This is a genomic window from Paracoccus haeundaensis (assembly GCF_006239215.1).
Lineage (GTDB): Bacteria > Pseudomonadota > Alphaproteobacteria > Rhodobacterales > Rhodobacteraceae > Paracoccus > Paracoccus marcusii.
In genome coordinates this window covers 1-10,558 of sequence record NZ_VDDC01000061.1, presented here as the reverse complement: position 1 = coordinate 10,558, position 10,558 = coordinate 1, and the positions used below count along the sequence as shown (strand labels likewise).

Here is a 10,558-nt window from a genome sequence, read left to right as displayed (position 1 = left end):
CCAGAGATGTCGCGTTCGCCTGACTGGTTGCGTGAAGGCGTGAGGCCGACCCATGGTCCGACCTTCTTCGACGATGTTAACCGCGAGGGATCATCAACTGCGGAACGATAGGTCAGCGCCACGACCGCGCCCATGGCCGGCATCGACATCAGACGGTGGCAGACAGGGTCGTCTTGCGCCAACTGACGGACCCGGCGTTTCAGTCCTGCAAGCGCCTGTCGAATGGATGCCCGCGCCCGCAGCATCGGCTCCGTCGCGGCAAACAGCATCGGGTTTTCTGCTGTCAGCTCTCGGATGCGGTGCTCGAACCTGCCGCGGGAGATCGCGCCGACCTTCAGCCCGAAGTTCCGCAGCAATCCACGCAATGACAGCTCCAAGGTGATAAAGCCCTGCTGCACGGCTTTGCGAGCACTCAGCAGAGCGCGCACCTCCTGTGCCGAGACGGATTTGCAATGAACGGGCCGGAACCAGCCAAGATGAAGCAGGCGCGCAGTGCCTTCGGCATCCCGTCGGTCCGTCTTGATCGGCATCGCCTTCAGAGCACCTTTCACCTGCCGGGTCTCCATCAGGACTACACTCAGGCCCGCCTCGGTCATGCCACGATGCAGCCATTGCGACAGCGGACCGGCTTCGAGACCGACGACGGCGATGGTGCCGTCCAGGTTCCCAATCCAGCGTGCCAGCGCTTCCGGCTCGCTGGCCGCCTGCGCCTCCCTCACGATCTTCCCATGCTCGCTGATGACGCAGATCGCGGTCTTCTCCAGCGACACGTCCAGTCCGACAAACAGCTTCATCCCGCAGTCCTCCCGATGGATCCAATACGGGAATGGCGCCAGATTGCCCTTGGTTTGAAAACGGTAATGGGCAGGTCGCAGCGCAGGCCCCGTTACGGCATCTCGTTCTTGATCACAGCCAGAACAGAACGGTTGCGGCCAATGCGATTGCGGAAAGGTAGGTCTCCGGGCACCTGTCGTAACGTGTGGCGACACGTCTTCAGTCCTTCAGACGACCGAACATGATCTTGATGCGATTGCGCCTTCTGTAGCGGCGCTTGTCGTATTTCACGGTCTTCTTGCGCGACGTCCTACCGGGGATGCAGGCTTTTATCGCTCTGTCCTGCAATGCTTTTCGCAGCCAGTCAGCGTCATAGCCCCGGTCTGCCAGAAACCAGTTGGCCTGCGGCAGGCTGTCCAGAAGCGCCGCCACGCCGGTGTAATCACTGACCTGCCCTGCCGACATGAAGAACCGGATCGGTCTGCCTTTCGCATCGGTGACGGCGTACAGCTTTGTGTTCATGCCGCCTTTCGTTCGACCGATCTGGCGACCGCGCCCCCCTTTTTCGGACGCAGGCTGCAAGCCGTGCGATGCGCCTTCAGATACGTCGCGTCGATCATGATCGTCTTGGGATCATTGTCCTTTGCGGCCAGGCCGACCATGATCCGTGCAAAAACCCCGTTATCGCTCCAACGCTTCCAGCGATTATAGAGCGTCTTGGCCGGTCCATATTCCCTCGGTGCGTCGAACCACCGTAAGCCATTGCGATTGATGAAGATAATGCCGCTCAGAACCCGCAGATCGTCCACGCGTGGGCGGCCATGGCTCTTGGGGAAGTAGGGGCGAAGGCGCGCCATCTGCGCTTCCGTCAGCCAGAACAGGTTGCTCATCGATCAGGTCTCCTTACGGCGGCCTGAATCACGCAAAGGACGTAAAATCAATGGGTCTGGAGCCTAGTCTGCCAAGCGTACTATGGGCCACTGCGGGCATCAAAGTTCCGGACATAAATAGCTATCGGCGCATTGCAGCACTCCGAAACCAAGTTCAGCATTTTGTCGATGATCGAGATGGCGATGTGCAGTTTGACTGTTTGAATTTCATTTACTCAAATATCGATCCTTTGCTCAGCAAGCACTTTGGGATCGTCGCATGCGAGTTCCACGAGGATGAATTCAATGATTATGTGATCGGATGTTTGCTTAACAAGCAGATCAAATTCACAGTGCCACGAGACGTCGTTCTACATGAGATTGATCCGCACCAATACCTACAAGATTCGTCAAAAGACTACAAATCGTGGGCGTACGCAGCATTAAACGTAGAAGTGCCGAACTGAGAGTTGCCTAATGTTGCGTACGGGGCGAGTGTCGCCTCTAACGAGCATAACCTATTGTCTTGAAGATAGGCCGAAGGTCCGGTTTGGGCCGGCTACTCTTGCAGCGCCTGCATTTGCTGCAGCTTGCACGAACGTCGCTGATGGGCTCTTCGCGTCGATGCTGCGCCGACCGCTGACCGTCCGCTTTGAGGCAAGCGGGCAAGCGGGCAAGCGGGCAAGCGGGCAAGCCAGAAGCAGATTGCCTGACCGGGAAGTCAAATCTAGATTGCCCATACCGAGTCAAGCGCAAACGCAAAATTAACCAATCTGCCTGACCAAAGAGCCATTCTGCTTTCTTAGCTCGGCAAATCCCTCCAGACCCCGCGCTTAAGAGACCTATCGCGGATCAGTGGATGCCCTCCCCTCTACCCACATGCCAGCCATGTTCAGAAACGATCGTTGATGCAGCAACGCCAAACGTGTTGCAAAATCCGTCAAATAAGCGAGTTTTGCGACATGCCCAGTATGGGGTGACTTCTGCAGCATTGATGAGGCCACACGTGGCGACAGTTGGCTATTCCCGAGTATCGACAAGCGGCCAAGATCATCGTCTACAGAACGATGCCCTTGAGGCGGCCGGGTGTGACTACATCGTGTCTGAGGTGGGCAGCGGGGCAAATGAGAATGGCCGGCCGCAACTGCAGAACCTTTTGGCGAAGCTTTCTCCTAACGATACGCTGGTTGTCTGGCGCCTGGATCGGCTCGCGCGCAGCGTTAAAGAGCTGATCGCGATAGCAAATAATCTTTCTGACCGAGACATCAGCCTCCGATCGCTGAACGAATTGATCGACACGACGACCCCGCAGGGCAGAATGATCTTCCACGTCTTTGCGATGATTGCTCAGTTTGAGCGAGATCTGATTGCGGAGCGAACAAAAGCTGGCCTTGAAGCCGCGCGAAGCCGAGGCAGCCAGTTCGGGCGCAAACGCCTTTTGACCCCGGCACAGATACGTCAGGCCCAAGACTGGCTGGCCTCAAAGAAAATGACACAGGCTCAAGCAGCGAAGGCACTTGGAGTTAGCCGTGCTACCCTTATGCGTGCCATCGCACTGAAATTGGACGCCTCAAAATGATCGCATCATTGGCGATCCTTGCGCTTGCTCAGATGACTGCGCCGGGCCTTGAACCCTCAATGCAGCAGGTGCTTCATCTGTGTGTAACGCCGAATGATCCCATCGAGGACGCACAGGCACTCACCCATTACGGTCTATCTGTCAGGGACGAGTATGACCGTTATTTCAACGACCTGAATGCCTATTTGCTGTGTTTGCAGCAGTCTCAGGCCGACATAATCCAACAGGGCAACCGGTGGCATGAACGATACAAAAGCGCGATAGCTGGAAACATTGTTGAATGATTAAACATTTCATTTATGTTGTAACCTGTCGTTTGCCTATGGTAGCTCGCTCGAACGGAGGTCTGTGATGCGACTGAAATACCTAGCTGCAGCAGCTTTCGCGTCGGCCTCTCTGGCGTCAGCGCCGATAGCGGATGCTTACCCCATCGACTGCGCGATCCTCTTGTGCATGGCCGGTGGGTTTCCTCCGTCAGCTGAATGCACAGCCGCCCAGGTCGAGGTGATCCGACGAGTGACGCCGTGGCCGATTGAGCCGCCGTTGCAGCTCTGGAACTGTCCGATGAGCGGCGGCGGGTCAGTACCTGTTCCTAATCTGGGCTCAGACGGTCTCACCCCAGAAATACGGCAGTATCGTGATGCCGTTGAGGTTTGGGAGCTTTCTAAGCGAAGCCAAAGTGGCAGTGGTGGCCGTGAAGTCTCTACAACCGCGATCCGCAATTTCTACAATCGCGAGGGTGACTTTGTCCGGCAGGCACAAAGCAATGTCCCGAGCTGGGTCAGTGCTGCGGTAACCACGCATACAGGCAACGCCTTTAGCTCAGAATTTGGTAACTTCCGGGCCATCCTCCTGCGGATGCAGGACCATACCGGTGCGTATACCACCGAGTGGGTCAGATACTGATGCGTGTAGAGAGCCGCCGACGGCTACACAAAGAATTGCCGCTAACCCCTTGCATGCGTAAGGTGATCGGCAAAATGCCCGCAAACGGGAAAGGGACGAGCAGAATCAGATAAAAGACCGGCCCAAAAGCAAAACCCCCCGCGCGGGGGTCCGCACGAGGGGGCTTAAGGTTGATAACACAGGTTTGGCGACCTGAATTAGCACTTGTTCACCTGCTATAGTTATCTCCCCGTCCCCGAAAATCAAGAGCAAAAGCGCATCTGTGCGAGCGGATGAGACTTGCCTGCGGACACCGCGCTTCTTGAATTCGAGGAGCAGGATATGTCTACGACTACAGCCGCGACAGGCGGCACTTTTTTCAAACGCCTTGGGAGCGTGATTTTAGGCGCATGCGCCGACGACCGTGCAGCAGGCGGCACCCCAATTCGTCGCAACTCTCGGCGGGTAGGATCGTGCGAAGCATCTTTCTGGCATGGCACGTCGCGTCAGGAGGTTCAGAAAATCCTCCGTGCTGCGCAACGCTATGAGCTGGAAGGCAAGAAACCCGGTCGGCGCAATGGCCCCTTGGGTGGCGTGGCACTGGAGCTTCTGACCCTTTTCGCCAACCTTGTAAGCTTCAAGACAGGCCGACTGGACCCTTCACTTGACTGGATCACCGGAAAGCTGAAGCGGTCGCGTGACGCGGTTGTTCGCGCCATGAAGGCGTTGCGCGATCATGGCTTTCTGGACTGGCTACGCCGGTACGAGCCGACCCCAAATGAAGGTCGTGGGCCGCAGGTCAGGCAGGTCAGCAATGCCTATCGCCTGTCGGCACCTAAACGCGCCCTGGCGCTTTTGGGACGTTGGGCAAGCCGTCCCGCTTTGCCCGAGGATGAGGGACGCGAGCAAGCTGATCGCAGCGCCATGGAGGCAGAGTTCAAAGCAACATTGGATCTCAGTAGCTACGCCACATTCCAGTGTGGTGACTCGCCTCTTGGAAAAGCTCTCGCACAGCTGGGAAAATCCATTGATTTACGCGAGTCCGCTAAGCGGACTGAATCCCAAGCTACCTCTTATTCTTATGCTGCGAGCTAGTACCGACAGCCCGTGTCATATCAAGCCGCGTGCTTAGAGCAGCACCGATCCCCATGATATGCGCAGAAGAAGCATGACCGTTACAGATAATGCCTCGACCGGAGTTCTTGGTGCGATGTTGCATGGCTGGAGAAATAAGCGTGTAGAAGCCGAACAGCGTTACAAGGCCGTTTCATGCCATGAGAGCGTAGTAGGCGAGTTTTTCAGCCGTGCATGTGTGGATCAGACTGATTCAGAACGATGCAAAGGGAGAGCATCGTTAGGCGTTTCTGCGATACCAAGCACGCTGGCGGGCGTGACGGATCAACAAAAATCCTACGCCAAGCAGGACAACGGCGCCTTCCCATTCACCTGTAACGAGCGCCTGGACGCCAAGGACGCCCAAGAGGATGCCAATATAAAGGCCCCGTCCCTTGCGACGGTAGTTGGCGCCGCACGCCGCACAGACCGTGTAGCCTCCACTGACCTCCGTGCCGCAGTGCCCGCAAAAGCGAGACGCGACCGTTTGGGTATCATGATGATGAACATGCGTCATTGTCATCGTCCTCGCTCTTGCTTCCGTGCCGCCTTTTCCGAGCATCGCACCGGGTTTTCAACCTGCGCCAGATCGCATTGTAGGCTTCTATAACCTCCATCTTGCGATGTTCGGCTTCAAGAAGCTCATTCCGCTCAATCGGCGTCAGGTGATCTTTCCAAGACATACGCCCATAGTATGCTATTATTTAGCATACCTGTAGCTGTATCCGTTACAGTCAGTGATAAATTTATGGTTGTTTTTGGCAATAGCTTTACATTTAGGTCAGGAATACCTTACCTCATCCGCCGCTCATAATTGTGCTGGCTAGGCCGCAACCTGTCGTGACGGAACTGATGATGAAAGAGAACCTAAAGCTGCTATTCGACCTCCTGCCCCCACCAGGTACAAAAGGCTTTCTGGTTCTGGAGCATCTGACCGCTGCAGAACTGCAAGATCGCGGACAGGAAACAGAGGCAGACAGTGTTATCAGGCTCAGCCTGTGCAGCACGAGGGAGGGGGAAAATCCGGTTCCAGTCTATGAACTTCTGCTGTCCGAGGATGAAAGCCATAACCCTATCGAGGCCCACAACCGCATCAGGACATGGGCTGCTGGCTTCATGATGGGTGCGAACTATGCTGGAGAATCCATCGGGCTTGTCATCAAGTCCACGCAGGGAGCCTGAATGTCCGGAATGAGAGCCCAAGTCAGGCTTAGGAGCTAACTTTTCTCATCCGTCCTTGACGCCGCAGGGGGTGTTCGGGTTATGGCTAGTGTTCCCGTATTGTTCTAATAGTCATGACCCTGCACCTCAGCCCTATCAAGATCACGCTCATCGACCGGCATGTGCCTTTGGCATCCATGCCGGTTCCAGCCGGTTTTCCGTCACCCGCCGCGGATGATCTTGAGGATACGATCGACCCGATCAAGTGGGTAGTGCGGCATGAGCATGCGACCTTCTGGTGGCGCGTGTCCGGCGATAGTCTGGAGGCAGAGGGCATCCTGGACGGCGACCTGATCGCCGTGGATCGCGCAGGAAAGCGCCGCCATGGCCGCATCGTCGTTGCGGTGGTCGATGGTGCCATTACCGTCAAGAAGCTCGCCAAGCGCGATGGTGTCTGGTTTCTCGATCCGCGCGCGCGCGCGGATGGCTATGCCACAATCCCGGTCACGGAGACGACCGAGATATGGGGAGTTGTCGCCGGCGTCGTGCGCCGCCTGCCCATAGAATAGGGGCGGTCCTGGTGGAGCAATCCGACCGCCCCATTGCACTGATCGACTGCAACAACTTCTATGTCAGCTGTGAACGCCTGTTTGATATGTCGTTACGCGGCATTCCTGTCATTGTTTTGTCCAACAATGACGGCGCAGTAGTTGCCCGTTCGGACGAGTCTAAAGCACTCGGAATACGCATGGCCGAGCCAGTCTTTAAGATCCGTGATCTGATGAAGCGGCATGGGGTCAAGGCTATGTCGTCTAACTATGCGCTTTACGGTGACGTAAGTCGCAGAGTCTCTGAGGTCCTGCACAGCTATTCCCCGCGCCTTGAGACATACTCGATTGACGAGAGCTTTGTCGATTTATCTGGCTTTGGGGATCGCATGGAGACCCATGCTGCCCAAATGAGGGATGCAGTCAGGACCGAAACCGGCATCCCGACCTGCGTGGGTATCGCGCCCACCAAGACGCTTGCCAAGCTGGCGAACTATGCCGCCAAGAAGAACCCGCTTTTTTCCGGGGTCTGCAATCTCATGGACCAGGACGTCCGGGACTATGTGATGCGCCGCATTCCCATCGGAGAAATCTGGGGCGTGGGGTCCGCGACCGAGGCCAAGCTGAAGGCTCAGGGGATCGACTCTGCCGCCGAGCTGCGCGACCTGCCTTTGGCCCTTGGCCGCAAGATCGGCACGGTTGTCCTGGAACGCTTAGTGGCAGAGCTGCGCGGGCTGCCCTGCATAGATTTTGAGGACGTGCCCCCGCAGCGTAAGGGCATGGCCGTCACCCGCTCCGCGGGCACGCCCATGACTAGCTTCGACACGCTGGCTCAAGCCATCAGTGCCCACGCCACCCGGGCGGCCGAGAAGCTGCGGCAGCATGGCTTGGTGGCAGGCACGATGACGGTGTTCTATCACACCAATCCCCACAAGCCCGACAGGCCGCGCCATTCGTTTTCGCGCAGCATCCGCCTGCGGCCCATGTCCAACCACACTTTCGACCTGGTGGATGCTGCCGTGGCGGCTGCACGGAAGGGCTGGAAAGGCGATCCGTCCGGAAACGGCTATGGCTATACCAAGGCCGGGATCATCCTCGATGACCTGCTATCCGAGGCCGACCGACCCGCCATGCTGTTTCCCCCGGATCGACCGCGCGATGCGCGCCTGACGGATGCGCTCGATGCGATCAATGACCGGTTCGGAAAGAAGACGATGGTACTGGCGCGGGAGGGGGTCAGCCGGACTTGGGCGACAAAGGCCGATCATCGATCACCGCGCTACACAACTCGGATCAGCGAGCTGCCAACTCTTAAAGTATAGCGGCAAATTCTAAGGTGTGCCAACGTAACCCTTCAACGTACATGGAGGCGGAAATGGGTTGGAATGGGGTCAAAATAGACAGTAAAGACATTGAAAACCATATCCGTAAGGTTTCAATGTACGAGCTGGGCATAGAGAAAGAAAATATTCTCATGCTTGTTCAAGATAATAGCTTAGACCATTGGGCGCTGGCATATGAAGATATGGGGCATATAAAAGCGACGATTATACGCGTAAAGTGGGACGATGCGGGATTTTGCAATACCAAGGTAATCACAGAAGAAGAAGGGCCGACTGCTATAGTTGTGCCAACTGAATTGCTTGATATGCTGACCCCTACAGAAAACCAGTATGCCAAAGAGTGGCGAGAGGATTGTTATCTTATATCGAAAGGCGTAACAGCCGTTATACGAGAGTTCCGCTCTGTTAGGTAGTAATATTCACCCGTAGGAAATAATATCTGTGGGTGAATATTATAGTGCTTCAGTCTTTAAGTTGGATTTCTGTGCATTGTCCTTGTACCCAGAACTTACTTTGAGATACGCAGATTTGTTCGGGAGTCATCTGGGGCCAAAGGGCGCCTTTAGCAAATCCGAATAATCCTACTAGAAGAAATGCGGAGCCAATACCTACCATAACTGCCCAGTTTAAAGGAATGTCAGAAAAAGGCTTTCTTTCAATAAGCTTGAAAAATCCACACCCTAGTATAATAAAGCCAACTATACATATTGCCGCAACCATTTTATTTACATCCTTTAATTCTGATATCACTACTGCAAATTAATAAATCATCTCTGATGATAGTTTACCACAAAAAAAATGCAGATTTGCAATGTCTATCTTTTGAAAGCAGCTAAATTTAGGCAGCGTCCCTCGCGTCGTTCGGTTTAGGGCTTGTCGCCCTAGACCGCCCGTCCCGAGGGACCGCGCTCTAGGCTCCGGCCGGCAAGGGCCGGCCTGCGCCCCGAGCCTATGCCCCTGCCCTTCCTTTACGCCTGGTCCTGCCCGCTTGTCTCGTTCCGAGCCTGCCCGTGCAGGGGCGCAATAGTCAGGCCAGCGGCATAGTCTCGGCCCTTCGGGTCACGATCGCTCGCGCAGGGACCTGCCTTCCCGTTTGGGTGCTAACGTCCTCGGACAAGGTTGAGCAAGGCTTTATCCTTCATCAGATAATCACCGAAGAATGTTGCAAGACCCGTTTCTGTCATTACTTCCAAGTGGGAAACGATATAAGAGCCTCCCGGCATTAAGCCTTTGTATTCTCTTCCAATGAATATTGATGCTCTATCTACTTGCGATGGAGAGCCCTCTTTAGAACCATCATCTGAATAATTGACGGTCCATAGGGTTCCATCAGGAATCACTACGATAGGCAGTGCTATCGCCCAATGTGGCTTTACTGAACCTACTATGTCCACAAGTTCATCGTCAGAAATATTATCTACTAAGTCGTCAAGAGACTGGAGTGCTTGCGACCACTTTTCGAAGAACTCGGCGTCGTTGACATGTAGATCTTCTTTGTTGGCATAGCGTCCCACCTGAGCGGTGCTTTTCCCGACTGGTTCACCAGTTGGATATAAGGCGCTATTTCCGATCCTTATGCCGTGCATGGCTGAGGGCATTTCGATATGCGGGAAATAAAAAGGGGCACTCGCATCTTGAGATTTCTTTTTAGAGTGTAGGAAAGCTTCATGGAAAGCTTCTGTTTCCCTACGGTGCACACATGAGACTAAAAGCGGAAAATGTAGTCCTATCGACTTGCATTCGATAGCAGCTACAAATGTCGCTGCTCCTTGAGTTAAACTCACCCGCAAGTCAAATTCCCGGTACTTTTTCGTATCAGGGTCTCGATACTGCCCGCCATGGTCGCATGAGATACCCATTTCTGTAAGCTTTTTGAGTATTCGTAATTCGAATGAAAAATCTGAAGCTTCGTTGAGATATTCTTCCAAAGCGTCTATGCCAATAGGGTCTTTTTTTAGCTTCGTACTCAATTTCAGCTCCAATATACTTCATCCCATTGCAGATCATACTTGAGAAAGCCCGGCTGGTCGCCGGACTTGTGTCTGATCCTGCGGACGGGCCGGGGGATCGACGCGGGCCAAGGCCCGCGCTCACCCCCACCCCGACGATCTTTCATTTCATATCCGCCAACAGACCTGATCGGCCCTGTCAAAAGACAAGCGCCGCCTGCGGCGTCGTCTCCACCGGGGGCCGTGTCCTCGCGCTTTGCGCTGCGGGCCGCACCACCCCCCGGCTCCGATCCTTTGACAGAACCGCCCAGGCCCGTTTGTCGGGCTTCGCCCTCCT

At 55.3% G+C, this 10,558-nt stretch carries 12 protein-coding genes and 1 pseudogene; 9 read left to right on the top strand and 4 right to left on the bottom strand.

The features are described 5' to 3' along the window. Together FHD67_RS19260 and FHD67_RS19255 are read right to left on the bottom strand one after the other, a co-directional pair. On the bottom strand, positions 1 to 794 hold a 794-nt coding region (locus FHD67_RS19260; RefSeq protein ID WP_139599729.1), incomplete at its 3' end, for an IS110 family RNA-guided transposase. A gap of 112 nt (positions 795 to 906) precedes the next feature. Beyond that, positions 907 to 1,664: pseudogene (locus FHD67_RS19255) on the bottom strand (IS5 family transposase). Positions 1,665 to 1,714: 50 nt separating this feature from the next. On the opposite strand from FHD67_RS19255, the gene FHD67_RS19250 reads away from it, so the two are divergent. The 9 genes from FHD67_RS19250 (at position 1,715) to FHD67_RS19210 (ending at position 8,685) form a co-directional block, all read left to right on the top strand. Continuing rightward, positions 1,715 to 2,110 carry a hypothetical protein gene (locus FHD67_RS19250; RefSeq protein ID WP_139599728.1) on the top strand — a complete coding sequence of 132 codons (396 nt, stop codon included), beginning with the start codon at positions 1,715 to 1,717 and terminating at the stop codon, positions 2,108 to 2,110. 539 nt (positions 2,111 to 2,649) lie between these two features. Further along, on the top strand, positions 2,650 to 3,222 hold the full coding sequence (locus FHD67_RS19245; protein WP_198143235.1) for a recombinase family protein: 573 nt from the start codon (positions 2,650 to 2,652) through the stop codon (positions 3,220 to 3,222). Further along, the gene (locus FHD67_RS19240) at positions 3,219 to 3,506 is read left to right on the top strand and encodes a hypothetical protein (protein ID WP_127899896.1); all 288 of its coding nucleotides are present in this window, start codon (positions 3,219 to 3,221) and stop codon (positions 3,504 to 3,506) included. Before FHD67_RS19245 ends, FHD67_RS19240 begins: the two co-directional genes overlap by 4 nt. Before the next feature lie 67 nt (positions 3,507 to 3,573). Beyond that, complete coding sequence (locus FHD67_RS19235; protein ID WP_139599727.1) at positions 3,574 to 4,128, top strand: hypothetical protein; 555 nt, start codon at positions 3,574 to 3,576, stop codon at positions 4,126 to 4,128. Between the two features lie 279 nt (positions 4,129 to 4,407). Next, the gene (locus tag FHD67_RS19230) at positions 4,408 to 5,202 is read left to right on the top strand and encodes a helix-turn-helix domain-containing protein (RefSeq protein ID WP_218062359.1); all 795 of its coding nucleotides are present in this window, start codon (positions 4,408 to 4,410) and stop codon (positions 5,200 to 5,202) included. Positions 5,203 to 6,072: 870 nt separating this feature from the next. After that, entirely contained in the window at positions 6,073 to 6,402 is a 330-nt protein-coding gene (locus FHD67_RS19225; protein WP_139599726.1) for a hypothetical protein, read from the top strand. A 113-nt stretch (positions 6,403 to 6,515) separates the two neighbouring features. After that, a complete protein-coding gene (locus tag FHD67_RS19220) occupies positions 6,516 to 6,950 on the top strand; it encodes a LexA family protein (protein ID WP_127899893.1) in 435 nt (144 codons plus the stop codon). Positions 6,951 to 6,961: 11 nt separating this feature from the next. Continuing rightward, a complete protein-coding gene (locus tag FHD67_RS19215) occupies positions 6,962 to 8,251 on the top strand; it encodes a Y-family DNA polymerase (RefSeq protein WP_246071360.1) in 1,290 nt (429 codons plus the stop codon). Between the two features lie 53 nt (positions 8,252 to 8,304). After that, on the top strand, positions 8,305 to 8,685 hold the full coding sequence (locus FHD67_RS19210; protein ID WP_176695218.1) for a hypothetical protein: 381 nt from the start codon (positions 8,305 to 8,307) through the stop codon (positions 8,683 to 8,685). Between the two features lie 49 nt (positions 8,686 to 8,734). Here the strand turns inward: FHD67_RS19210 and FHD67_RS19205 are convergent, their stop codons facing one another. Continuing rightward, positions 8,735 to 8,992, bottom strand: coding sequence for a hypothetical protein (locus FHD67_RS19205; protein WP_127899890.1), 258 nt, complete (start codon positions 8,990 to 8,992; stop codon positions 8,735 to 8,737). 380 nt (positions 8,993 to 9,372) lie between these two features. Continuing rightward, complete coding sequence (locus tag FHD67_RS19200) at positions 9,373 to 10,254, bottom strand: hypothetical protein (protein WP_139599723.1); 882 nt, start codon at positions 10,252 to 10,254, stop codon at positions 9,373 to 9,375. Positions 10,255 to 10,558 lie beyond the last annotated feature (304 nt).

What these genes read in the sequence shown, in the direction of transcription:
- FHD67_RS19250 (WP_139599728.1), top strand. Translation starts at nt 1,715, where the DNA reads ATGGGTCTGGAGCCTAGTCTGCCAAGCGTACTATGGGCCACTGCGGGC.
- FHD67_RS19240 (WP_127899896.1), top strand. Translation starts at nt 3,219, where the DNA reads ATGATCGCATCATTGGCGATCCTTGCGCTTGCTCAGATGACTGCGCCG.
- FHD67_RS19235 (WP_139599727.1), top strand. Translation starts at nt 3,574, where the DNA reads ATGCGACTGAAATACCTAGCTGCAGCAGCTTTCGCGTCGGCCTCTCTG.
- FHD67_RS19225 (WP_139599726.1), top strand. Translation starts at nt 6,073, where the DNA reads ATGATGAAAGAGAACCTAAAGCTGCTATTCGACCTCCTGCCCCCACCA.
- FHD67_RS19220 (WP_127899893.1), top strand. Translation starts at nt 6,516, where the DNA reads ATGACCCTGCACCTCAGCCCTATCAAGATCACGCTCATCGACCGGCAT.
- FHD67_RS19210 (WP_176695218.1), top strand. Translation starts at nt 8,305, where the DNA reads ATGGGTTGGAATGGGGTCAAAATAGACAGTAAAGACATTGAAAACCAT.
- FHD67_RS19205 (WP_127899890.1), bottom strand. Translation starts at nt 8,992, where the DNA reads ATGGTTGCGGCAATATGTATAGTTGGCTTTATTATACTAGGGTGTGGA.